This is a genomic window from Sporosarcina sp. BP05, assembly GCF_014282005.1.
GTDB lineage: Bacteria > Bacillota > Bacilli > Bacillales_A > Planococcaceae > Sporosarcina.
This window is the reverse complement of sequence record NZ_JACFTD010000002.1, coordinates 95,260-121,062: the sequence shown is the minus strand read 5'-3', so window position 1 is coordinate 121,062 and position 25,803 is coordinate 95,260. Positions and strand designations below refer to the sequence as shown.

22 protein-coding genes and 1 other annotated feature are annotated in these 25,803 nt (G+C 41.6%); of the genes, 2 read left to right on the top strand and 20 right to left on the bottom strand.

Annotated elements, in window-relative coordinates:
* Positions 1–5 precede the first annotated feature (5 nt).
* The 16 genes from H2672_RS02405 to H2672_RS02330 all read right to left on the bottom strand — a co-directional run bounded on the left by H2672_RS02405 (position 6) and on the right by H2672_RS02330 (position 17,458).
* Positions 6–1,022, bottom strand: a complete 1,017-nt coding sequence (locus H2672_RS02405) for a rod shape-determining protein (RefSeq protein WP_067208132.1) — start codon at positions 1,020–1,022, stop codon at positions 6–8.
* Between the two features lie 146 nt (positions 1,023–1,168).
* The gene (radC, locus tag H2672_RS02400) at positions 1,169–1,840 is read right to left on the bottom strand and encodes a RadC family protein (RefSeq protein WP_186669549.1); all 672 of its coding nucleotides are present in this window, start codon (positions 1,838–1,840) and stop codon (positions 1,169–1,171) included.
* A 16-nt stretch (positions 1,841–1,856) separates the two neighbouring features.
* Entirely contained in the window at positions 1,857–2,471 is a 615-nt protein-coding gene (locus tag H2672_RS02395; RefSeq protein WP_186668557.1) for a Maf family protein, read from the bottom strand.
* A gap of 95 nt (positions 2,472–2,566) precedes the next feature.
* The gene (locus H2672_RS02390) at positions 2,567–3,214 is read right to left on the bottom strand and encodes a hypothetical protein (protein ID WP_186668555.1); all 648 of its coding nucleotides are present in this window, start codon (positions 3,212–3,214) and stop codon (positions 2,567–2,569) included.
* Between the two features lie 148 nt (positions 3,215–3,362).
* Positions 3,363–4,118, bottom strand: coding sequence for a prepilin peptidase (locus tag H2672_RS02385; protein WP_186668553.1), 756 nt, complete (start codon positions 4,116–4,118; stop codon positions 3,363–3,365).
* Complete coding sequence (locus H2672_RS02380; RefSeq protein WP_186668551.1) at positions 4,119–4,823, bottom strand: hypothetical protein; 705 nt, start codon at positions 4,821–4,823, stop codon at positions 4,119–4,121.
* Positions 4,820–5,404, bottom strand: a complete 585-nt coding sequence (locus tag H2672_RS02375; protein ID WP_186668549.1) for a PilN domain-containing protein — start codon at positions 5,402–5,404, stop codon at positions 4,820–4,822. The genes H2672_RS02380 and H2672_RS02375 overlap by 4 nt, the downstream gene beginning before the upstream one ends.
* A complete protein-coding gene (pilM, locus tag H2672_RS02370; protein ID WP_186668547.1) occupies positions 5,405–6,379 on the bottom strand; it encodes a type IV pilus biogenesis protein PilM in 975 nt (324 codons plus the stop codon).
* A gap of 131 nt (positions 6,380–6,510) precedes the next feature.
* The gene (locus H2672_RS02365; protein WP_186668545.1) at positions 6,511–6,954 is read right to left on the bottom strand and encodes a prepilin-type N-terminal cleavage/methylation domain-containing protein; all 444 of its coding nucleotides are present in this window, start codon (positions 6,952–6,954) and stop codon (positions 6,511–6,513) included.
* A gap of 143 nt (positions 6,955–7,097) precedes the next feature.
* Positions 7,098–8,303 carry a type II secretion system F family protein gene (locus tag H2672_RS02360; RefSeq protein WP_186668543.1) on the bottom strand — a complete coding sequence of 402 codons (1,206 nt, stop codon included), beginning with the start codon at positions 8,301–8,303 and terminating at the stop codon, positions 7,098–7,100.
* On the bottom strand, positions 8,300–9,343 hold the full coding sequence (locus H2672_RS02355) for a type IV pilus twitching motility protein PilT (RefSeq protein ID WP_186668541.1): 1,044 nt from the start codon (positions 9,341–9,343) through the stop codon (positions 8,300–8,302). The genes H2672_RS02360 and H2672_RS02355 overlap by 4 nt, the downstream gene beginning before the upstream one ends.
* Positions 9,344–9,366: 23 nt before the next feature.
* Positions 9,367–11,031: a GspE/PulE family protein gene (locus H2672_RS02350; protein ID WP_186668539.1), complete on the bottom strand. Its 1,665-nt coding sequence runs from the start codon at positions 11,029–11,031 to the stop codon at positions 9,367–9,369.
* A 19-nt stretch (positions 11,032–11,050) separates the two neighbouring features.
* Positions 11,051–12,388 (bottom strand): VanW family protein, encoded by a 1,338-nt coding sequence (locus tag H2672_RS02345; protein WP_186668537.1) that lies wholly within the window; start codon positions 12,386–12,388, stop codon positions 11,051–11,053.
* A gap of 297 nt (positions 12,389–12,685) precedes the next feature.
* The gene (locus tag H2672_RS02340; protein ID WP_186668535.1) at positions 12,686–14,410 is read right to left on the bottom strand and encodes a GGDEF domain-containing protein; all 1,725 of its coding nucleotides are present in this window, start codon (positions 14,408–14,410) and stop codon (positions 12,686–12,688) included.
* 26 nt (positions 14,411–14,436) lie between these two features.
* Positions 14,437–16,140 (bottom strand): sensor domain-containing diguanylate cyclase, encoded by a 1,704-nt coding sequence (locus tag H2672_RS02335; protein WP_186668533.1) that lies wholly within the window; start codon positions 16,138–16,140, stop codon positions 14,437–14,439.
* 112 nt (positions 16,141–16,252) lie between these two features.
* Positions 16,253–17,458: a bifunctional folylpolyglutamate synthase/dihydrofolate synthase gene (locus tag H2672_RS02330; protein WP_186668531.1), complete on the bottom strand. Its 1,206-nt coding sequence runs from the start codon at positions 17,456–17,458 to the stop codon at positions 16,253–16,255.
* Between the two features lie 62 nt (positions 17,459–17,520).
* Between H2672_RS02330 and H2672_RS02325 the strand changes: the two genes are divergently transcribed.
* Positions 17,521–18,387, top strand: coding sequence for an ATP-grasp domain-containing protein (locus tag H2672_RS02325; RefSeq protein ID WP_186668529.1), 867 nt, complete (start codon positions 17,521–17,523; stop codon positions 18,385–18,387).
* Entirely contained in the window at positions 18,384–19,181 is a 798-nt protein-coding gene (locus H2672_RS02320) for an ATP-grasp domain-containing protein (protein WP_186668527.1), read from the top strand. The genes H2672_RS02325 and H2672_RS02320 overlap by 4 nt, the downstream gene beginning before the upstream one ends.
* 360 nt (positions 19,182–19,541) lie before the next feature.
* Here the strand turns inward: H2672_RS02320 and H2672_RS02315 are convergent, their stop codons facing one another.
* From H2672_RS02315 to H2672_RS02300, 4 genes are all read right to left on the bottom strand, one after another.
* Complete coding sequence (locus H2672_RS02315) at positions 19,542–21,380, bottom strand: autotransporter outer membrane beta-barrel domain-containing protein (protein WP_186668525.1); 1,839 nt, start codon at positions 21,378–21,380, stop codon at positions 19,542–19,544.
* A 4-nt stretch (positions 21,381–21,384) separates the two neighbouring features.
* Entirely contained in the window at positions 21,385–21,891 is a 507-nt protein-coding gene (locus H2672_RS02310; RefSeq protein ID WP_186668523.1) for a PilW family protein, read from the bottom strand.
* A gap of 13 nt (positions 21,892–21,904) precedes the next feature.
* Positions 21,905–22,348 carry a type IV pilus modification PilV family protein gene (locus tag H2672_RS02305; RefSeq protein ID WP_186668521.1) on the bottom strand — a complete coding sequence of 148 codons (444 nt, stop codon included), beginning with the start codon at positions 22,346–22,348 and terminating at the stop codon, positions 21,905–21,907.
* A 333-nt stretch (positions 22,349–22,681) separates the two neighbouring features.
* Positions 22,682–25,330 carry a valine--tRNA ligase gene (locus H2672_RS02300; RefSeq protein WP_186668519.1) on the bottom strand — a complete coding sequence of 883 codons (2,649 nt, stop codon included), beginning with the start codon at positions 25,328–25,330 and terminating at the stop codon, positions 22,682–22,684.
* Between the two features lie 139 nt (positions 25,331–25,469).
* Positions 25,470–25,720 (bottom strand) — a binding site (T-box leader).
* Positions 25,721–25,803: the final 83 nt, after the last annotated feature.

Here is a 25,803-nt window from a genome sequence, read left to right as displayed (position 1 = left end):
CTTACTTATCTACCTTGCATTTTTTTGATCAATTCAAAATTATCAAGTGCTTTACCTGTTCCGATGGCAACACAATCGAGTGGATCTTCAGCTATGAAAACAGGCATTTGTGTTTCATCAGAAATGACTTTATCAAGATTCTGAAGCAACGCACCACCACCTGTTAGCACAATTCCGCGTTCCATAACATCCGAAGATAATTCTGGAGGCGTTGTTTCAAGCGTCTTTTTCACGCCATCAATGATTTGTGCAATTGACTCACGCAGTGCTTCTGCGATTTCATCCGAAGAGATTTCAATCGTTTTCGGTAGACCAGTCAAAAGATCGCGTCCGCGAATCTCCATTTTCTGTGTATCACCAATTACTTTTGCAGAACCAATTTCAATTTTAATAGCTTCTGCAGTCCGTTCACCGATAGTCAAATTATACATTTTGCGGATATAGCTAATGATTGCGCCGTCCATTGTGTCGCCACCGACACGAATCGACTCGCTTGTTACGATACCGCCAAGTGAAATGACTGCAACTTCTGTCGTTCCGCCACCAATATCGACGACCATGCTACCAGTAGGTTCCCAAACAGGTAGATTTGCGCCAATTGCAGCCGCAAACGGTTCTTCAATTGTGAAAGCTTCTTTTGCACCAGCTTGACGTGAAGCATCAATAACCGCGCGCTGTTCAACAGAAGTAATTCCGTAAGGCACACAAATTAGGACATTTGGCTTTTTCCATGCTCCACCTGACGTTTTCGTTGCTTCTTTCATGTAATGCTCAATCATTGCTGTCGTAATTTCAAAATCAGCAATGACTCCGTCTTTCATCGGGCGTGTTGCCACGATCGATCCAGGTGTACGACCAATCATATTTCTTGCAGCGCTACCGACTGCAACAATTTCACCTGTATGTGTATTTTTTGCTACTACTGAAGGCTCTCTAAGGACAATGCCTTTTCCTTTAATGAAAACTAATGTATTTGCTGTGCCGAGGTCAATCCCGACATCTCTAGATCCAAAACCAAACAAATTTGTTCTTCCTTTCTGCTAAACCGTTAATTACGGCATTCATGAAATCATACACCATAGTATAACGGATAGAAGAGCAAATTCACAGCGTCACATGTACCCTGATTCATTTTTCGTGCCATTCGAAGCATTATTTCAGAATATAGTCACATGTATCCCTTCTCTTTTAAGCTTAAAAACTGGTGATCTCCGATGATAACGTGGTCGAGTACTTCGATGCCCATAATTGAACCCGCTTCAATGAGTCTCTTAGTTACTTCAATATCTTCCGGAGATGGTGACGGATTTCCGCTCGGATGATTGTGCGAAACTACTATGGACGCAGCAGATCGCTTTACTGCTTCACGAAAAATTTCGCGTGGATGAACTATGCTTGAGTTCAGGCTACCGATAAAAATAGTCTGTTTATGAAGGACTTCATTTTTAACATTCAAAAAGAGCACAACGAAATGCTCTTGTTTGAGTGAGGCCATATCTGTCATTAAATAGGCAGCGGCATCCTCAGGGGACCTTATCGTGTAGCGCCCCTCTGAATGCTTACGATACATCCGCTTGCCAATCTCTGCGGCAGCAAGAAGTTGGACCGCCTTCGCTTTGCCGACCCCTTTTACCAGTATCATTTCTTCAATCGTAGCGTCTTTCAAGTCTTGGATTTTATCGAAAGAGGATAGAATTCGATTGGCAAGAACGAGAACAGATTCCTGTTTTGTACCCGTGCGTAACAATATTGCAATCAGCTCTTGATTGGATAAACTTTCCGCACCTTGCCTAATAAGTCGCTCGCGCGGCCTGTCCGCTATATGTACGTCTCGGATCATCATTCCCGGCTGAGTATCAATTGTCAATGAATGATACACCGCCTTTCAATTCCATAAGGGACAGCTTCCGCATATACTCCGTCAACATTGCAATGGGCAAACCCATAACATTGTAATAATCACCTTCAATTTTTTCTACCAATAGTGCACCAGCCGTCTGAATACCGTATCCGCCAGCCTTGTCCATCGGATCCCCGGATTCCACATATGCGTTAATCAACATATCGTCAAGTTCTCGGAAAGTAACTTTTGTCTGGACGGAAAATGTACATATCTCATCACCCATATATAAACCGACGCCTGTTATAACTGTATGTGATTCACCAGAAAGCTCTTTTAAAAATGTTCGCGCTTGTTCTTTACTTTCTGGTTTCGAATATATTTTTCCATTATGCACAACAATCGTATCCGCTCCAATTACGATAGAACCCTGCTCTTCATTCGCAACTGCTTGCGTTTTCATCGCAGCGAGTTGCCGTGCATAGCTTTCAAAATCATTATTTCCTAGAGCTAAATCCTCAGGCACATTGCTTGGCACAACTGCGAACGGGAAGCCAAGCAAACTTAGAATTTCTTTCCGACGCGGAGATGCTGAAGCTAGAATAACTGGTTTAACAACTGTAAATTTCATTAGTAATTCCCCCTTTAGCCCATCATACTGGATAAAAGGATTTGTGAAAATTGTCTTAAAATCCTCAAAACTCAAATTTGACCCCTTTTTAATCCTTAAAAAGTGATTTTAACGCAGTTTTCTGTATGTGAATAATGGGAAAGAAGATGCAATCTGACGATACGTAAATCCTTCGTAAACGCTGTAATGGCGGTGATATTCTTGTAAAACGCCTTCGTCTTATCATCATCTTTCCCTTCCTTTTTAGTTTCGTCCGAATAATTAATTTTGGCTATTTCCGTTTGCTTGAGGACCTCGCGCAATTTCCCTGCACCGATTGCCCCGCAAGATGAGGTATCCGCCCTGAACGTTTTCCGATACGTACCTTCAGATTCACTAGAGTTAATCTCATTTTCCGCCAACCCAACTGCAGTCCAAACTAAGTATTTATCGCCTGCCTTTATGACGGCCGCTTTCGATAGAGTTGGATCTTCTGCAATAAATAGAGTTGCAGATTCCGAGGACGAGAATGCCCCATGCTGTTTCGCAAATAATTGTAACGACTCTTCAGCAGGCTTTGCTGAATTTTCAACAGCTGCTGGACCCGATGTAGGTAACTCTTTGCCGCTCGTCTTGCTGTCGTCTTCCCCTTTAGTCCCCATAAGCAGTAGACCAATCACCGCAACAGCCGCGACACCAATGAGGACACCATGAAGCATCGCCATGAAGACTGTCCCTTTCGAGTAGCGTTTTCCGAATTTCATTGTTGACCACCCCGTTTAAGTTTATCTAGCGCCTAGGTGCTGAGGGCATAAGTCAGCCCTTACCAAGGTGCTTTTATAGTTAACGGTATCAGAATGGACGTGAAAAAGAACAAGACGTATGTCGCCTTGTTCCACTAAATTTATCGACTTAATAGAATAGATTTCCATACCAACCGACAAAATCGGCACCCCAGAAATAAGCAATGACAGCAGCCACTGCAATTGAAGGACCAAATGGGATAGGTGTTTTTCGTCCTTGCCCCGTCCGTTTCAACATGATAAGCCCAGCAATAGACCCGATGAACGCCGCTAAAAACAGCGTCAAAAGCGTATTCGCGGTACCCAACACAAGACCGATAACGAAAAACAATTTGATGTCCCCACCACCCATGCCACCTTTCGACACAACCGCGATAAGATAGAGGACTCCGAAGCCCACTAGAGCCCCGAGCAGGCTATCCCACCACGGCTCCAGGGGAATGAACAGCCGAACCCCAAGCAACACGACAGCGAACGGCAGCAGCACCTTATTAGGGATAAGCATATAGGCGATGTCCGACACCGTAATGATGACAAGAAGCGACATGAACAAAATGGCGACGATAAGTTCTGCGCTAAAACCTAGCATATAAAACGACAGCGCAAACAGGCACCCCGTCACAAACTCCATAAACGGATAAATGGCACTGATTTTCGACCCGCACCCCCGACATTTCCCCTTTAAGAAGATGTAAGAAAGGACCGGCACCAGGTCAGGAACCCCCAGTTTTCGGTCACAAGTTGTGCAGTGGGAAGGCGGTGACACGATGGACTCTTTTTTCGGAACGCGTAAGCCAACAACGTTGAAGAAAGAGCCGAATACGATGCCGTAGGTGAAGAATAATACGAGAAGAACCATATCCATTTAGTTCGTCACATCCTCTGCGTAAAACGTCGTCAATTGAACTGTCACAGGTATTTTTTTATTTGGGTTTAGCCGTGTCAATTCCAATTCACCTGGCACTTGATCAATTATCACACCATCAATACGTACAATCCGCTCTATAGCCTCTATCTCTTGTAAAAAAGTCATCAAATGCGCCTCATCTACTACTTCCATTTCTAGCTCAAGTGACATCAGTTTCAACTCTTTTGGCAATGCCTCAATATTAATCGGCGTAACAGGTTTCTCGCCTTCCACTACCTCTTCAGTCGTGCTAGCCTCTGTTTGATCGGCTCCTTCTGCATCAGTCTCTTCCTTAGACTTTAGACTCTCTGCTTGCGCAACTTCTTCATCATAATTATTAAATGTCATCCTTACTATTTTTGATTCACTCATCACTTCGATTTCATGAATAGTTCGCAGTAAATTGTCCAATTCACGCTGGACAGGTAGCTTTTTACGCAGCTCAAAATCATTCGTATCTTCAGTATCCACCGCACCCAGCACAGCCACCTGTTGCTCCAAAGTAGTCAACTCCGTTTGCAGTTGACTAATCGCTTGCTCGGTCTGTTTTTCTGTTTCTATCTTAGGATAAATAAAATAATAATAAAATGCGCCTAGCAATAGAACGACAACAACACCTAAGAGAATCGCCAACGACTTACTTTCATTTAAAGATTGCTTCATCGTACAGCACCTCCCGTACGTAAATAGGTTGGATCAATGGTCACTGTAAAACGATTTGCAAAATGATCAACAACATCAAATGATTCAACCGCTCTATCTCCCTCTACCGGGACAATTGTTTCGACTTCTTCCACTTTCACATCTGCAAAGTAAGCACTACCTGTCAAATCACCGACATAGGTTGCCGTTTCTGGCATCGTTTCAAAGTCCATAACAAACTCAATTTCATTGTCAGTCAATATAAATTCACGTAAATAGACATCCTCACTCCGATAGAGATTCATTTCCTCTAGCAATGGCGACACTGGATATGTAATAGTTTCCAACACCCCCACAATTGTAGCTAGGTCCATTTGCTCAGGCTGTTCCAACGTAGCAATTTCAGCTTCAATTGTTGCTTTATCCGCCAGCAAAGCTTGCTGATAAGCCTGTAACGTCTTGACACTTTTCGTCAACGTAAAATAGTGAAAGGCTAAAAATGAGACGATGACAATAAAAGCCACTCCTACAAGTAGAGCTCCCCATTTGTTGCCCGCAGATCTCCGTTCCATTTGCGGCAGCAGGTTAATTTCAGGAACCATTTAAGAGCCCCCTTTCAAGGCAAGCCCAATAAGTGCCGCATGTTTGGCTTCAAACTGAGGATATTTTTTTTGGACAAACACATCGTCAATAACCGTAATCGGCGTATCAATAGCTGAACGCATTTGCTCGACTATGAAATCCATTTCAGGATGGTCACTCATCATTACAATCTCGTCGACAGACTTTTCACCTTTATGTAAGGAAAAACGATAGAAATTCAAAATACGGTCAATCTCTAATACCTGATTCGCGAGTGACTGATGATAATCTTCTATATGCCCCTCATACGAAAAGACATTGCGCTCCTTGCCATCCGACTCATAATGCCAATTACGCGATGATGTTTCCGTTGGCTGATAGCGCAGAAAATCGACATTTCCATTGGAATAAATACTGACGGACACCGCATCAATTGACCAATCTGCAATCAAATATGTCTTGCCTGGCGAAAAGGATGATGTGCTATCCAAAAAGCGAATATTGGACAAGGTACGCACATCCAAAATCGTCGGATGCATATGTACATCCGCGTATATATGCATCAGTTTAAAGACTTCTTCAGAAGGTGCCGCAAAAATGACAGCCTCCCCGTCATCCACTTTCGGATCATAGACATCTATAAGTGGCTCGTCAAACGGTAAATGGAGTGTACGTCCTAATTCCATTTCCACATAGCCTTTTAATTTATCGGACGGAATATCTTTTGGATGCTCAAATGTTCGCATCATAACAGAATGATCCTGCGCAAAAAAACGCACATCATGCTTAGCAATCTGCCAATCTTTCGCAAGCTCTTTCAACAACTCAAAAAAAGCCAATTCATCTTGGACCGTTTCATCCACGACCAAGCCAGTTGGTAGCGGAGATTCATAGACAGTCGCGTTCACCACATCGCCATCGTTCACAATGAAGGCACGGATTAGAAAATCATTTAGTTCAAGTGATACAACCCGATTCTTTTTTCTACCAAACATTTGATGGGCTCCTTTCAATCAAAGACAAGTCATTTCGTTAACCATTCAGCGCAATGATGGGTCATTACGCTGGATCAAAAACGAAAAGATGAGACTACAGCAGCGGGTGGGCCACTGTAGAATGAGAAAGATTATTTATTAAGTGCTTCGGTTAATTTAGCGTCAGTAATAGCAGTAGCTTTATATCCAACATATTTTTTAGTTTTCAACTCATCTAATTTATTATAAGTTATCGTCCATACACCCGCAGCTGTTCTTGTAGCTGAGTAAGTAGCCCCTACTTTCATACCTTCAACGTAATCTTGTAATCCAGGTAAAGCAGCATCTGAAGATACCACACAAGAAATCGCACCTGATGTGTCAGTGCATGCCCCATCAACGAGAGCAATTTTAGCACCTGATAAAATATTCGATGCATCAGCAAGTATTGCTTTGTCTTTCGAGTTATTAATCACATTTCCAATCGCCGGAACCGCAATCGCCGCAATAATAGCCAAGATAACAATAACTGCCAATAGTTCAATAAGCGTTAAACCTTTTTCATTTTTCATTTGTTTTTTAAATTTGTTCAACATGATAATTCCTCCATTTGTTTTTTATTATTGGTGCGTCTTGCATCTGTTTCCTCCCGACACTTTCCCAGGGTACCAGGTACTCACGCAATTCGAATTTCATGAATTATGCAAGTACCCGGCACCCTATCCAGTATCCTTACAACCTAGACTTGCTCATACAAACTAAACATCGGCACCATAATCGCCAACACAATTGTGCCGACAATCGCTGCTAAAAACACAATCATCAACGGTTCAATCAAGCCTTTCAGCGTATCTACGGTTCTGTCGACATCATCCTCGTAAAAGTCCGCAATTTTTTCCAACATATAATCAAGTGAACCCGTCTTCTCTCCAATCGCCGTCATTTGCGTGACGAGCGGTGGGAACAGCCAGCTTTTTTGCAACGGAGCCGATAGCGTGCTGCCTTTTTCTAAACTGGCTCTCGATTGCAACACAACTTGTCCCATAACGGGATTACCAATTACTTTTTCAACGATTGACAGTGCTTGTAATATGGGCACGGAACTGCTGAACAGTGATGATAATGAGCGCGACATGCGGGCAATTGCCGCTTTTTGCAGCAACTTGCCAAATATCGGCATGCGCAGTAACAGATAATGCACTTGATAATGGAACTGTTTGTTGTTTTTAAACAAATAGTTAAAACCAACGACTAGCCCCACCACAATGATGAGCATCAGCCACCAAAATGCTTTGATAAAATCACTGAGCCCCATAACAAACAATGTAATGCCTGGCAGTTCAGCATCAAAGTCGGCGAACATCGACGTAAATGTTGGCACAATTGTCAACATCAGAAAGACCACAACAATTATCGTCATTATAAATAGGATAAGCGGGTACATCATTGTCGATTGGATTTTCTTTTTCAAATTATGTTGTTTCTCATAATAGATTGCTAGTCTTTCCAATGTCTCATCCAAGTTCCCCGTCGCTTCACCCGCGCGGATCATATTGACGAACATCGGCGGAAACACTTTGTCACTTTTTGCAGCAGCACTTGAAAATGTTGTTCCTGTTCGAATATCTTCTTCGACTGCAAACAATGCTTTTTTCAGTACCTTGCTTGTAGTTTGTTCTGCCAATATCTTGGTTGATTCAACGAGTGAAACACCCGCACGGATCAGTGTGGCGAACTGCCTGCAATAGACGACGAAATCTTCATTTTTCACTTTTCCTCCAACTGCTAATTCTTTATGAAGAATACTGTTGGATTCCGCTATTTCCCTCGGATTAATGCCTTGCTTGCGTAGTTTGGCAACAGCAGCTACCTGTGTTTCGGCATCGATGACCCCTTTTTTCATCGCACCTGTAGATGTCCGACCGCTATATTTAAATACCGTCAAATGAATTCACCTTCATTCAAAAAAGGTTTGGCATCGTCATAGTGCAACATTCCACTTGCCATTAATTGTTGGATGGACGTTTCTAATGTATGCATGCCCAATTTCCGGCTCGTTTGGATAACGTTTTGGATTTGATGCACCTTCTCAGAGCGTATTAGATTGGCAATAGATGCTGTCTGAACAAGCACTTCCGTTGCAGCCACGCGTCCCTGCCCATCCTTTTTCACGAACAACCGCTGAGAAATAATCCCTTGCAAGACGTTAGCCAGTTGAATTCGGATCTGGCTTTGCTGATGCGGTGGAAAAACGTCGATAATACGATCTATGGTCGTCGCCGCACTACTCGTATGTAGGGTAGCCAACACAAGGTGACCTGTCTCCGCTGCCGTGATAGCCGTTGAAATCGTTTCAAGGTCACGCATTTCACCAACAAGTATAATTTCAGGATCTTGCCGCAATGCAGCCCTTAGCCCACTGGCGAAACTTTGTGTATCAACGCCGATTTCACGTTGATTGACGACGGATTTCTTATGCTGATGCAAATATTCAATCGGATCTTCGAGCGTAATAATATGTTTGGCATAATTGTCATTGACGTAGTCAATCATCGCCGCTAGCGTCGTCGATTTCCCGGAACCTGTCGGGCCTGTCACAAGAATGAGTCCTTGCGGTTTTTCAGCCAACTCAATTAGGACATCAGGCATCCCCAATTGCTGAATCGTCGGTATGTCGGCCGAAATGAGACGAGCCGCAATCGAAACTTGGCCACGCTGATGATATGCATTTACACGAAAACGGCATAGCCCTTCAAATGCGTAGTTGAAATCGGCTTCCCCAACGGACTCGAATTCGTCTTTTTTATTGGCAGGAAGAATGTGCTCTACCATCTGTTGCAATTCTGACGATGTATACGCACGTTCGCCGAGTTGGCGCAATTGCCCATCCACCCGGAAAACGGCTGGAATCCCGAATGAAAGATGCAAATCTGACGCTTTTTCTTCATAGGCTTTCGTTAGTAGTTGTACGATTATATTCGACATTCCATCACATCCTAATCCCAATCCTAATCAGATGTTGCTACACGCAGCACTTCTTCCGACGTAGTAGCCCCTTCGACTACTTTTTGTAGCCCATCTTCCAACAACGTCTTAAAACCTTGGCTTCTGGCATATTTACGTATCTCTGACGGACTATTTACGCCCATAATTTGTGCCTTGATTGTATCATCGATTGGCAGTATTTCATGAAGTGCTATGCGGCCACGAAAACCTGTTTCATTACAAGACGGGCATCCTTTCCCATAGGTAATCACTGGTATCTTCAAGCCATATTGAGTAAACAGCTTTGTTTCATGTTCGTGCGGCTTACGTACTTCACTGCAATCTCGGCAGATGCGCCGCACAAGCCGCTGAGCCATAACACCGACGAGTGATGAGGACAGTAAATAGGGTTCAACCCCCATATCAGTCAACCTTGAAATCGAGTCAATCGCATTATTCGTATGCAACGTACTTAACACAAGATGCCCCGTCAACGATGAACGAATCGCAATTTGTGCCGTTTCCATATCCCGGATTTCACCGACCATGATAATATCCGGATCTTGCCGAAGAATAGAGCGCAGACCTGCCGCAAATGTCAAACCCACTTCATCGCGAACTTGAATTTGGTTGACCCCTTGTAGCTGATATTCGACTGGATCTTCAACCGTAATAATATTCACTTCTTCATTGTTTAGATAGTTCAATCCCGCATAAAGCGTTGACGATTTACCTGACCCCGTAGGACCCGTTATTAAAATAATACCATTTGGCTTTTCAAGCATTTTTTTGAACAGTTGAAGATTTCCAGGGGCAAATCCAAGTCCATCCAAATCGTTTAAAGCCCTGCTTAAATCAAGAATACGCATTACAATTTTTTCACCGTAAATGGTTGGCAATGTAGACAACCGAATATCAATCGGTCTGAAGTTGACGACAGATTTAATGCGTCCATCTTGCGGAATACGATTTTCTGTAATGTTTAAATTCCCCATAATTTTCACACGTGCAATGATAATATTTTGCATATTTTTTGGAAGGGCACGCTCTTCACGCAGAATGCCATCGACACGGTAACGGATTTTTAATTCCGCCTCCTGCGGGTCAAAGTGGATATCACTTGCCCGTTGCGCGACACCATTGGCAATTATTTGGTTGACAAGCCGAACAATCGGCGAATCTTCGTCTGTTATTTGATTTTCGGTATCCAATTCTGTCGGCATAATGTCATCGAGTGCATCATCCATAGATTCTTGCAGATCATAATACTTGGTGATTGTTCGATAGATATCATCTTTAGCTGCGATACTTGTCTCAATTTGGTAGCCCGTTGTCATCCGCAATTCTTCAATTGCGAAGTAATCCATCGGGTCTGCCATTGCGACCAATAACTTATTGCGATCTTTCCGTACGGGCATAATCTGCGCACGCTTTGCCAATTCTTTTGGTACAAGCTGGATCAGTTCCGGTTCGATGGAATATTGGTTCAAATGAATATGCGGAATGCCCAGTTGCAGTTCAAGTACTTCAATAAGTTGCTGTTCGGTAATATGCTGTAGCCTGATTAAACAATCCCCGAGCTTCTCCTCCCGGCTTTTTTCTACCAGTACCTCATCCAACAGTTGGTGACTGATGAGGTTTGCTTCGACTAATAAATCCCCAAGCCTTTTGCGCGTTTTGAATTTCACACCGTCACCCCCATTTATTTTAGTGCGGATCAGACGTTATTACGTTTCCGCCTTTATCATAAGTGGCGCCCTCAGGAATAAGGACCGCACCTTCATGCCTCACCGTATTGCCATCCTCATCTTCAGTTATTGGATTAGCTGGTTTCGTATTATTTGTGTCGACCTGGCTCGTCGCACTACCTGAACCAGCGTTTGGATTTTGAACGATAGGGCTAACAAGTGTTGGTATAGAAGAAACTAAGACCACTTTATTTTTAGGTGGATAAAAGTCTCGACTAATGACGACATCCTTGTCAAATGATCCACCTGAAATCTTTTTATTTACTTGCACACGTAGACCGTCTTTACCCTCTTCTAGCACCTTTTCCTGCCCCGGCGACAAAGTGGAAGTCAGTCGGTAAATCGTTCTTGGTTTAACGTTTTCTATATTCGACACATCGTACGTAACCACGTTATCCGATTTTAACGAATACAGTTCAATTAATAATCGCTCATCTTTAATGGTTGCATAAATAATGATCGGACGATTGGTGTTATTAACAAAAGAAAAATCCTGATTCCTATTCGCATCCACTTTCACTTCTACTCCTGGAACTAAATAATCTGGGATGCGATTTTGGGAATGCCGTTCCAAAATTTCGATTTCAGAATTCAAAACAGCGCTATACAATGTAGATGCGATAAAATTAGCAGTGTCATCATTGTAAACACTATCCGCCTCTTTTAGTTTTTGCAGAAACGAGAATTGTTCACCGTTTAAAAGCGTTGTCTCATTTAATGTATGACTAATTTGCGAGAGTCCGTTGACATTGGCCTTAACGTCTTGAATTTCAAATGCTATTCTCTCTAACAGTTTTTTTGAAAGCGCCACTTCTTTTGCTTGGACAGGCCCTTGTTTTAAGTAGCCTGCATGATCTTCGATTGCCTTAATGGTTTCATCTACAAAAAACAAGGGATTACCTTTCAATAGTTCATTTACTTCCTCATCTATTGTAATTTCGAGTGGCAACTGAATTTTGTTCGCACTTCCCAAAATATTGTACCAAGGTTTAGATGACGCACTTACGTAATGCTTGACTGTTTTCTTAATATCGAATTGCACATAGTTACTTGGAATAACGATTTTTGCAGTCGTCCCTTGCACAATAATGTCGTTTTCTTTCCACTTCGCCACTTCCAAAGCCAATAGCGATTCAATTTCGGATTTTTTCTTTCCGTCAAGATTGATTGTCGCAATTGAGCCGTTTTCCGCATTCCCTTTTGCAGATACTATAGAAGATGGTGTAAAGACTTGATACAAAACAAACATGATTAAAACAAAACATGTAACAATTGGAAAATAAAATTTTATTGTCAAATCAAAACCCCCTTCGTCTAGATATGTATAAGTACTATATACTTGTACTCAATTTTCATTTCTGAAATTCCCCTCAGTAAATCCTATTAGTCTAAAATTATACCGCACCCTTAGGAATTAGCAACTAGATTCCCGCATTTACATATACATTTTTGTCGAAAATTATCACTTCGTGGGTTTTTATACTTATATATCTCCCATAAAAAACACATTACTTTTTTTCCAACAAATACCTACCGCAAACCACAAGGTACAATGGCTCATTTCCCACAACAAAAAAGACCAGTTTCCTGGCCCCTAAACAGTTATAATCTCACCTTTTGAATATACCCCTACCCGGTTTCTTCCGGCCTGCTTGCCACCTATATAAAGTGCCTGATCCGCATTTCGCAAAAGCAATTTGGCATCTCCTGCATCCTCAGGTACAGTTGCCACGCCGATACTAACCGTCATGTGGACATTCACAGGTTTTCGACTTACAGATAGATCCGGGATTACACGGAACTGGCATAACTCCACTTCTTCCCTGACGTTCTCGGCAATCTTGATTGTTTCATCTTTCCCCCTATTCGGTAGGATGAAAACAAATTCCTCGCCTCCGTATCTAGCCAATGTAACATTTGGACCTACATACGCCTTAAGAATCGTTGCAAGCGCACACAACAGGTCATTCCCGCTCTGATGGCCATATGTATCATTAATCAATTTAAAGTGATCGATATCGATGATAATTGCGGAAAGCGAATCGATTTTACCTGTATGATAACGAATGACCTCTTCATTTAATTTCGTGTCAAGATAGCGGAAGTTATGCAGCTGAGTCAAACCACATTGTTCACTTTGTTTTATGGTTTTTTCATACAGGCGGGCTTTCACGAGTGAAATTGCAAAGTATCCCGTCAAAACATCAACGATTTTCAAATCGAGTGCTTGAAATATTTTCTTACGCTTGGACGTTAGTATAAGGAATCCTTCCGTTCTCTGATTCCGCCGGATTGGAGCGGTCATAACGCATTCCACCGATTGTATAAATTCGAAATTTATTAGTGTATTCATTTCTTTTTTCGTCGAAAACAGCTTTGACATATCGATATCCAATCCATCATATATAGACTTTTCAGGTTTAAATGACAGGTCATTTATCTTTTTAGAAAGAACATTATTTTCAGAACCCATTAGTGTAATCAGGTGTTCTCCAGCACGCAGGTCCAGAACATATGCATTATCATAAGGCACTACATCCTTCAATTTCTTGATGAACGTTCGGACTACATCGTCAAAACCTAGTCTCTCGGCTAGTTCATGCCCGATAATACCAGCCGAAGAAAGTTTGTCGTTCATATTATTGGAATGATTATACCTTCTTGCGATTGCTAAAACGAGAAGGAATGGAATACCCATTAACATGATTGCATGATTGCCAAGATGTTCATATAGAATATACAGAGATAGGCTGAACGGCAGCAACATCATAGTAGTGACAAAATCCCATACTACGAATTTCTCTTTTATAGAATCTTTGCCAATTTCAAGATACAAATAGAGTTGCATTAAAACACTATTGATAACTGTATAACTCGTCGCGTAAAGAAGCCCAAATAGGCAGATGGTTAAAAAGTCTGTGGTCCCTACCACCCCACCCGCAAAATGAAATAGGGCACCACTCGCTAATGAAACAAGGGTGAAAATCATTGAATTCACGGCAAAACGCTGTACAATTGGCAAATCTGATTTTCTACTAAATAGCAAGATAATCATTGCAATCTGTGTAAAAGCAAATTCCGCAAATAACCCGTATTGGAAAAATATAGTGAACGTAATCCACCGTTCCAACGATACCGTGATTGTTTTCACCCGTAAAGGCATCTTCATCGTCACGACTAATAGCACAAACAGAATAGCCAAATTTAACCAATCTATTTCTTTCGAAGGAAATAAAATGAATGCAAGAAAGGTGCCCGCTGGAACGATAACAAGCCATATTAGTATAGTGATAATCTGAAACCTTCTAGATATACCCATCCATCCGACACCCTCCTTGAATTAATTCACTTCACATATTCAGCGACTCTGTTTCGTCCCGCCTGTTTTGCCCCCAAATAAAGGGCACGATCCGCATTGCGAAGAAGCGTCATCGCTTCATCTGTGTCAGCTGGAGCTGATGAAACACCCATACTGGAAGTGATTGTGATGCGAAGCGGATGCTTACCTTCTACTAAATCCGGAGTAATTGTAAAATCATGTCCTGCAATTGCAACTCGAAGATTTTCCGCAAATTCAGCCGCTTCAGCTTTTGAAACTCCAGGCAAAATATAGACAAATTCTTCTCCGCCATAGCGGCCAACTATTCCGCCAGCAGGAAGTTCGGCTTCAAGTTTACGAGCAAGCATATAGAGAATGTCATTGCCGCTTTGATGTCCATAGGTATCATTCACTTGTTTAAAATAATCAATATCAAGCAACACGACTGAAAGATTGTTTATTTCCTCGTTTCTTAGCCTGTCCATTTCGTGCATTAGCCGTTCTTCAAGATACTTATAATTATAAAGCTTCGTTAACGCACAACGCTCATTCTTTATAACCGCTTCTTGCATGTATCGTGCTTTCTCCACTGACACAGTGAAATAGGAACACAGTATGTCTAATATTTTCAACTGGTATCCGTCAAAGGAAGATTTTTTGTCTGAAGCCAAAAACAAAACCGCTTCGATTTCTTTGTTTCGTGAAATGGGGACACAAAGTACACTTTGCATATCATCAGGCGTATAATCTCTCGAAACCGCTTCCCACTCTTTCCTTTCCGAATAGATAATTGGCTTATTCCTCTCAAGAACCAAGCCCGCAATCCCTTGTCCAGCAGATAAAAGAGCAAAGTCTATATCGATGAATTTTTCATGTTCATAAGTACGAACAAGCTCAAGCCAACCATCTTGGTGGTCAAATAGATATGTAAACTCAGCGTTAAACATGTCCGATACGTTCATGACAAACTTGTCGATTACATCCTTTTCTGTCAATAGTTCTGACAGACCGTGACCGATATCGCCCGCTTGCCGCAATTGGTTGTTAATTCTTTCCGAATTATTATAAAGGCGGTTAATTAACGTTATAAAGAAATAGGGGATTCCTAGCAACAGAAATGCACCCGTTCCGATAAATTGCAATAAGTAGTAGAACGTGAGCGACAAAGGCAGGATAGCCAGGATCATTATATAATTCACCAAAATATCTTTCGAATAGAATTTGGAATCGATACCTTTGTACACCGCAAATAATTTCAGCACGATATCGTTAAATACTGTATGAACGAAATGGTAGCAGAATGTTGCAATAATAACGGGCCATAAATTAACTGAACCTAATTCCCCGCCTGCTAAATAGAAAACCAGGGCGGCGATAATCGATAAGAAGAAAAAGAGCGTCGAGTTAATGAAAAAACGTCGTATCAATGGCTGTTTACCAGGAAATATTAGAGTGACTGCAATGACAGTAATTTGCATCACTACTAGTTCAATTAAGAGTCCATACATTAAAAATGCGGGCACTGTCACCCACAGAACTAGGAACATAGGCGTGCCGTTCCTCACTATTGGATAATAAGCTGTAAGTGATCCAAATAATATAAAAAGAGCTATATGCATCCAGTTCACTTGCACTGGCGAATAGTTAAAAAAAATATAAACTAATCCCGGTGGAACAGTCAATAACCACAATACCGAATAACGTATAGTGGACCTATTCGCAACCATCATTCATCCACTCCTAAACTAATAAGTCTAAAAAAACAGACGTCTTCAAAAGTCTATCAAACCGAAATGTGTCTGTCACTATTATCCAAAAACGCTTTAGACAAATAACTACGAATTAGTCCATTAGACCACCCAGTAAATACAACGAACCTGTGACTATTAGCTTTCTATTTTCTTCCGTTACTAGTATTATAGTATCACTTCCAGCTATTGTCACTCTTTTTCTTTGATGGTGGCAATGTTCCATCAATTGTTCTCCCGTCGCCGCTTGCGGATGGGGAAACGTTAGAAATGTGAATGAGGCCGCAACTGGTATCAGTTCATTCAACGTGTTCTCAATATCTTTCCCCTTCAACATTCCTACAACAAAGTCCACTTTCTCACCCGGAAATTCAAAGCGAATCGTATCTGCAAGTACTTTAGCGGCTGCGGGATTATGTGCCCCATCCATAAATACACCAGGTGAAATCTCTTGAAAACGATGTGCCAGTTGCGTTGTAGCGACCCCCTTAGAGGCTGCTTCTTCAGTAAGTTGTATGCCTGCAACAAGAAGTGATTGAATCGCAACTGCGGCATTAACACCTTGGTGAGGCCCTTTCATCTTTCGTTCGGTCAACAAGAAAGTGGAAGTTCCGTTAAACATGTTATTCTTCATACCAAACTGCTCACCGTACATGAAAAGCGGGCTCACTTGCCGACTTGAAATCGCATGAACAACCTTAAGTGCTTCTTCAGGCAATGGCCCTATTACGACAGGTATTCCCTTTTTTATAATACCCGCTTTCTGCTCCGCCACTTCCGCAATGGTTCCCCCGAGAAATGCAGTATGATCGAGCGCGATCGAGGTAATCACAGAAACGAGCGGCACCACGACATTCGTACTGTCCAGCAAGCCACCCATACCCGTTTCTAGTAATACATAATCCGGTGCAAGCCTTCCAAATGTCAGGAATGCTGCAACAGTAAGTAATTCGAAATCTGTCAGTAACCCGCTTAACCCGGCTTCTTTCATCGCCCGGAACGATTTATCTAGTTCCTCTTCTGTTATCTCATCGCCATTCATACGTATCTGATCATGTATATCGATAATTGCAGGCGATGAAAAGACACCCGTAGAAAACCCGTGCTCTTTTAAAATCGCTTCCATAAATGCAATTGTTGAACCTTTTCCATTAGTCCCCGCAACGTGGATAACTTGTAATTCCCTTTCTAGGTTTCCCATCTTAGACAACGCTTCGCGCACCGCATCCAGACCAGGTTTTATTGAATTGTCACTATCAATTCCCCATCGCTCTTTATAGACATTCATTTTTGGAATCAAAACTATCCCTCCGTATGTTAGAATCTAGTTATCAAAAGTATATCATTCCCGGAGGGTTCCACATGAAAAGTTGTTGGATTATTTATAATGGAAGTTTAACAAGCGATAAATTCAAAGACCAAGCTGAGTTAATTAAGGAAGCGGCAGAACGTGCAGGTGTACACACTGAGCTTAAGAAAAACTATGAAGTAATAATGAATTTGGCAACAAATTTAGAGATTCGCCCTAATTTCGTTGTCTTTCTAGATAAAGATATTCTTCTCGCGAATTTCCTGAAAAATTCGGGAATCCCCGTTTTCAACGATCCCGATGTTATTGAAACCTGTGATAACAAAGCCATACAATATCTTCAACTTTCGAAGCAAGGCATTCCAATGCCTGAAACAATTATTGCACCAAAAGTATATCCGAATTTCACGATCAAAGATTCAGGTTACTACGAACAAGTGTTAGAACACCTTGGCTTACCGATGGTTATTAAAGAGGGGCACGGTTCATTCGGTATGAAAGTGTATTTGATTGAAACGGAAGAGCAGTTTTATGAAAAGACAGATGAGTTACGCGGCATCGACTATGTATTTCAGAAATTTATCGCAACGAGTAGAGGTCGTGATATCCGGGTCAACATCGTCGGGGGTGAAATAGTAGCAGCAATGTACCGTCACTCTGAAACTGATTTTCGTGCGAACATTACAAATGGCGGTGTGGCGACGGTAATCGAACTAACAGAACCACAAAAAGCGTTAGCTGTACAAGCTGCCCATGCAGTCGGTGCAGAGTTTGCAGGTGTCGACTTACTGTTCGGCGACAATGAAGAACCACTTGTATGTGAAGTGAATGCAGCTGCCCACATTCGTAATATTTACAACGTCACTGGGATTAATGTAGCAGATGCGATGATTGCGTATATTCTAAGGAAGCTCGAATGAAGGGATACGTTTACTATTCAGAAGCTGAATCAGTGAGGAATCATGCGTTTATTGATGATTTGATGGTCGAATCTGAGAAACTTGGGATTGAACTTCGATTATTAACTGGGGATGGACGGCCCGATTCAGATACTGATTTCATTCTTTTCCGGGACCGCGATACTGGGCGAGCTGCAAAGTTTGAGATGGAGGGTTCAAGGCTATTCAATCGTGCTGAAGTAAATCGGATTGCGAATGATAAATTGCAGACATTTGAACTGGCTACCCTGCTCGGTATTCCTGCCGTTCCGACGAATAGGATTCGTTCTATCGATGAAATCAGTGCGTATCCTTGTGTGTTAAAAACGGTCGATGGCCATGGGGGGAACGAAGTTTTTCTTTGTAAATCGGCTGCAGACGCGGAGTTGTTTTTCACCAATTTCCACGACCGAAAACTAATTGTCCAACCCTTCATCGAATCCGGCGCCCGAGATATACGCGTATTTATGATTGGCAATGAAGTTATCGGGGCTGTAAAACGCACTGGCAACGGTTCTTTCAAATCAAATTACACGCTAGGTGGCTCCGTCGAAAAATACATACTTTCCAATTGGCAGGAAAATGTTGTGAAAACTATTTCCCAAGCAATAAAAAGTGATTATGTGGGGATTGACTTCATATTGTTACCCGACGGAAGATGGCTGTTGAATGAAATCGAGGATCCTGTCGGGGCACGATCGCTGTATATAACGCATGAGTTTTCGGTGGCTGGAGAATTGATGAAGTATATCAAGGGGACGCTTTCTAGGGAATAGTTAGTGGTAAGTATTTTGGGAAAACATAAAGACAAACTCCTTGAGTAAACATGCAAAAGATCAGACATCTACGTAGATGTCTGATCTTTATTTTAATTGTGTGAGAGGTAATAGGAATTGCATCCTAGTGACTGGCTCCTGAAATTTTAGAAGTTCGAATGGTATTGGAAATAGCATCCGAGTGCCTGTCGCCACTCCCCCCCCCCACGACAACGTTCTTCACGTTGTCAAAATACAAACTCAGTAACAGGGAATACGGTGATTGACACTCTCGAATCAAAAACCCAATGAATTGTGTCTAAATTTCGGGGGTGACTGCACCGAAGATTTAAAAACTTCACATTAGTACCCCCACAAATATTAATATGTGACCTTATCCAGGACAGGAGATTTCCATTCAATCTTCCCAGATTGTTTTGAGTCTTCAGGTGTTGTCGAACTATTCATACCGCAAGTTTTTTCAAAATCCACGGATGATAGTTTAATAATATTGTTCTTTGTATGATTAGAAGTATTTGAATAGTATATTTTACTATCATCATCCATCATCAAACTTCTTACATTTAAATCTTTTGCACACACTTTAGAATTATTGAGTGTCATAATATCAGATTGTAAATATCCAGCACTTACGACTGAACCGTTCAACACTAATGGTGTACTTGCAGTAATCCTGCCAGCGACCATTAAACTATTGTTCACCGTACCACCATTACTTAAAGAAAGATTACCCGCAATGTTTAAATTTGTCTTGGCTAATTTAAATGCCGTGCTAGAAACGTAGTCTCCTAAAACATTCATATTTACTTGCTCTAAATTTGTTCCATTTGTAGCCGTTAACTTGCCCCCTACAAAGATATCGGAGTTTTCAGCATCTAGTGGTTTGGATGTATGCAAGAAATAGCCACCAATGTTCAATACAGAGTTTTTAATTGTCGAACCGTTATTAGTTTGGGCGTTTCCAACAATTTTCACATTCGAACCTTCAACGTAGAAAAGACCACCACCTGTATCAAGGTATCCACCTACTTCTAGGTTAGAGTTTTTAAAACTCGCACCGCCCGAATTATAATTAGTTAGGACTTTTAAATCTGTTTTATTGAAATCGGCTTGATTATTGGCTTTGTATATATTAGTACTAATTATAGAATTTTCGATATTTGCTGTTTGAAATACTAGCGAAGTCGTAATGTTCATTTGTGAATTGGTTATTAAACCAGTACCACCACTGTTATTGTATTCATTTGCATGTATTTTAGATTTATTGATGACCACAGCTCTATAGGCTTCAATCTTACCTCCAACAACTAACTCTGTATCTTCAATTTTAGATTCTGCTGGTGTAAAGTTCTTGCCAATATTCAAAATAGAATTTTCTAAACTAACGTTGCCCCATGAGTTAAGTGTATTATCAATAAATACATTGGATTTACTGATAGCATAAATAGCTTCACTTATACCTAAAGTATTACATTTCTGGTTATCGATTTTAGTACTAGAAGATGCACAGTTCGTCGATTGCTTACTTATTGCTACTATTGCAACCGGGCTTGCTGGTTTTTTAGGTTCCTTTAACGCTGGCATCATGACAAGACTTCCACCCGGTGATGTTACACCACCTGGATCAACCGAAGTACTACCATCTGCTAGCTGAACTTTAGGAAATACAAAAATTAGTTCAAATTCTAACTCTTTCTTTTTTCTTTGTTGTTGATCATTTTTCGGTAGTTCCCCTTCTACAGTACCTTTCACTGTAAACCAAATGTCCCCATTTAATTCTGTCTGCTCAACATTTGCAGCAACTAATTTGTGTTTGTAGTCACTAAACAGATCTGTTGCTCCCTCACCTATTAATGAATCCGCTCGCTTCGTTAACTCAGGTTTAAAATCTGATGCGATTTTACGTTGAATCCTATCATAATCAATTGGCGACTCCTTTGCCGCAATCGCGTCATTTACTAACTTAGTAAATTTAACCTCTAATAAATCCTTATCATAAACTTGTTTTAATTCCCACGAATAATATTCTGTACCTGATTCAGCAGACACAACAACAAGATTGTTTTCATCGAGAGTTTTTTCTTGGATTGCGTTGCTCAGCGCACCACGCAAAAAAACGGCCGTTATCACGGTGATAAAGACAATGGCAAATAAAACAATAATCAACGCATAACCTTTTTCATTGCTTTGATCATTCATATAGTCAGCTCCCTTCTTGCGCTTTGTTTGACTGCATAACATCGGTTAGATAACGGGAGATTGTAGTAGGTACTTTGACAGCCTTTTCTTCTTTATTTCTTTTCACAGGATCGATGACCACAAAATCAAAAAGCTCTAAATTATCTTTAGGTGAGATATATAACTTATTAATATAAGGAGATTCTCCACTGTCTTCAAACCGGTATTTATATTTCCCACTGATTACCCCGTCATATTTAGGTATACTTGTTTCAGTATCATTTTTACATTCTGCGACTTTGACTTCATCTCTAATTATGGTCAATCTATAGGAGTAGCAATGCCGATGAACTTGTTGTAATTCAGCAATAATATAGTTTGCTTCCTGCTGTAATCGTAGAGCAGAAGTTTCTGAGACATTAAACTTGGTGGCAATTGAAAGGGTAGTCCAAATTATACCGGTGATTAATGTCATAAGGAGAAGAGTAGCAAGTACTTCCACTAAAGTCATTCCATCTTCATTTTTCAGCATGGCAATCCCTCCTCTACTTTAATTCTAGATAACCAAACGTTTCACTGTTTAATTTGCCGTCTTTTTCTACTTTGATATGAATTTTGTATAATTTAGGTTTTCTGGCAGTCTCGCCCGTTCCACTGCAAGTCTGGGACTCTGTATTATAGCAATCCACTAGGATTTTATAGTTACCATCAGACAAGTCATATGTTTCGAAAAAGTAAGGACTCATACTACTTTGAATCCTTTTATCAGGATTTACTCGAGAAGGTGGACCCTTTAACTTTGCTAATTCTTGCTTAGCGATGTTCATCGTCACCAGCTTTGTCTCTGTTCTATTATTAATATTATTCATCTGAGGGAATATCGACATGAACCCAATAAACACAATACCTAAAATAACAAGTGCAGCCAACACTTCAACAAGTGATAACCCACCTTCCCCCATACCCCTCTTCAGTTTAAACTTCCCCATATCTATCATCCTTTTCATTCGAGTTAATTAGACATTTAATAAAAAATCGAAATAATGAGTAACAAAGAATTCTCAACCATTCCATTACTCCTATAAAACCAACACATTCTTAGTCTTTCATAGACTCATATAAACCTATACTACCACATTCGGCGATTTTTAATCAAAATTAAATTAGCGGTTATTCAGTTTACTAACCAATATGTATAAGCTAAATGGTAAACCACACAGGTGTTTTTCGACAGCACAATGACCAATTAATTCTTCATGCCCCAGATCAAAATTTATCAAAACAAAAAGACCCAATCGCAATCGGGTCTTTTCGTTTTGAAATCAAATTTCCTTCAATTCCTGCATACGACGCTCAACTGCCGCGTATTTTTCTAGATAGTCACTTTCTTTAGCTCGCTCTTCTGCCACAACTGCTTCAGGTGCTTTTGACATGAAGCGTTCGTTTGCTAGTTTGCCTTGAACGCGTTTCACTTCACCTTGCCATTTCGCAAGTTCTTTTGTCAGACGTGCGAGTTCTTCGTCGATGTTCAGCAAACCTTCAAGAGGTAAGAACAGTTCTGCTCCTGTAACTACCGCTGACATCGATTTGCCAGGTGCTGTGATGTTGTTGCCTAGCGTTAACGTCTCAGGGTTACAGAAACGTTCGATGTAGCTACGATTCGCTTCCAGCACGGCTACAGTTGCATCGTCTTTAGCTGAAATATAAAGTGGAACTTTTTTGCTAAGTGGTGTATTTACTTCTGCACGGATATTCCGTACTGCGCGGATGATATCCATCAGCAGTTTCATATCTGTTGCACGCGTTTTATCAGTAAGCGCAGGATCTGCAACCGGCCATGCAGCGATTGTAATTGATTCGCCTTCATGCGGTAAGTTCTGCCAGATTTCTTCTGTGATGAACGGCATGAACGGGTGCAGCAGACGCATCGTATTATCAAGTACGTATGCCAGTACAGAACGCGTCATTTTCTTCGCTGTTTCGTCTTCACCGTAAAGTGGCAGTTTCGCCATTTCGATGTACCAGTCGCAGAAATCATCCCAGATGAAGTTATAAAGTGCACGGCCGACTTCACCGAACTCATAACGATCTGCAAGTTTCGTAACTTGGTCGATTGTTTCATTCAAACGTGTCAAGATCCATGCATCTGCAACGGATTTTTCACCCGTTAAATCGATTTCTTCGTAGGTCATGCCATCCATGTTCATTAGCGCGAAACGAGATGCATTCCAGATTTTATTGGCAAAGTTCCAGATGGCTTCAACTTTCTCAGTTGAGTAGCGAAGATCCTGCCCTGGCGACGAACCTGTCGACAAGAAGTAGCGCAGTGCATCCGCGCCGTATTTTTCAATAACATCCATCGGATCGACGCCGTTACCAAGTGATTTAGACATTTTCCGGCCATCTTCTGCGCGTACGAGTCCGTGAATTAAGACGTCTTTAAATGGACGTTGTTCTGTAAATTCAATCCCTTGGAAAATCATCCGTGATACCCAGAAGAAAATGATGTCATAGCCTGTTACGAGTGCATCAGTTGGGTAATAGCGTTTGAATTCTTCGTTGTCAAGATCCGGCCAGCCCATTGTCGAAAACGGCCATAGCGCAGATGAGAACCACGTATCAAGAACGTCATTGTCCTGACTCCAGTTTTCGCTATCTGCAGGCGCTTCATTGCCGACATGTATTTCACCCGTTTCGTTATGGTACCAAGCTGGGATGCGGTGGCCCCACCAAAGTTGACGCGAGATACACCAGTCATGAACATTTTCCATCCAAGTTAAATACGTTTTTTCAAAACGGTCCGGTACAAAGTTCACTTTGCCTTCCGCTTCTTGTAACTTAATCGCCTCATTAGCTAGCGGCTGCATTTTAACGAACCATTGTGTTGATAAATACGGTTCAACGACAGCACCACTACGTTCAGAGTGACCGACAGAATGATTATGTTCTTCAACGTTGAAGAGAATAGCCATCTCTTGCAAGTCTTTAACAATTTCTTTCCGGCATTCGAAGCGGTCCATTCCTTCGTATTTACCGGCAAGCTTGTTCATTGAACCATCTTCATTCATTACAAGGATACGTGGAAGATTGTGACGGTTTCCAATTTCAAAGTCATTCGGGTCATGTGCAGGTGTTATTTTCACGGCACCACTTCCGAATTCCATGTCGACGTAATCGTCTGCAATAATCGGAATTTCACGACCAACGATTGGTAATTTAACTGTTTTGCCGATTAAATGTTTGTAGCGCTCATCTTCAGGATGGACTGCAACCGCAGTGTCCCCAAGCATTGTTTCAGGTCGAGTTGTCGCAATTTCGATACTGCCTGTTCCGTCTGCCAGTGGGTAACGCATATGATAGAAAGCACCCTGTATGTCTTTATGAATGACTTCGATATCAGATATCGCCGTTTTCGTTGCCGGATCCCAGTTGATAATGTATTCGCCACGGTAGATAAGCCCTTTATTATAGAGTTTAACGAAAACTTCCTGTACAGCTTTCGAAAGTCCTTCATCCAGGGTAAATCGTTCGCGTGTGTAGTCAAGACCCAAACCAAGTTTCGCCCATTGCGCACGGATATGTCCCGCGTACTCGTCTTTCCATTTCCATGTTTCTTCAACGAATTTTTCACGGCCTAAATCATAACGTGTCGTTCCTTCTTCACGAAGTTTTGCTTCTACACGAGCCTGTGTCGCGATTCCCGCGTGGTCCATTCCTGGAAGCCATAATGCATCATAGCCTTGCATACGTTTCATGCGCGTCATGATATCTTGTAGCGTTGTATCCCATGCGTGTCCTAGGTGAAGTTTACCCGTCACGTTCGGCGGTGGAATAACTATTGTATAGGGCGTTTTATCGCTTTCAGGTTGTGCTTCAAAGTACTTTCCTTTTAACCACCATTCATAGCGGCCTGCTTCAATTGTCTGCGGATCATATTTCGTAGGCATCGACGTGTTGTTTTCAGTTGACATGTTGTTTCCTCCTTTATTAGTTACAAAAAAAAAGCCTTAGCGGCTAATTGCTTAAAGATGGCAGCCTAAGTGCGCCACATCCTGTGGCAATGGCTGCCTGACCCACTTCCTGTGGGCCCACAAAAAAACTCCTATCGCCTTAAAGGACGAAGGAGCTGTTCGCGGTACCACCTTTATTCGTGCACACAAAAGAACTGTGCACCTCAAACTTCGATAACGGCTTCAAACCGGCTTCCGCTACTACGTTCAAAAAATGTCTTTCTTTTTGAACACACTTTCACGAAAACTGCTCATGGGTTACATTCCGTAAATAATCGACAGGTCCTTTCAGCACTCGAACCCTCTCTTTAGTCTAATCCATTCACATACTATCCCAATCATCGCATCCATATGCAGTTACCTTGATTGTAACGGAATTGCTTATCAATCGTCAAGTACATTACGAAAGGATGATGTCATGCGAAAATGCTACA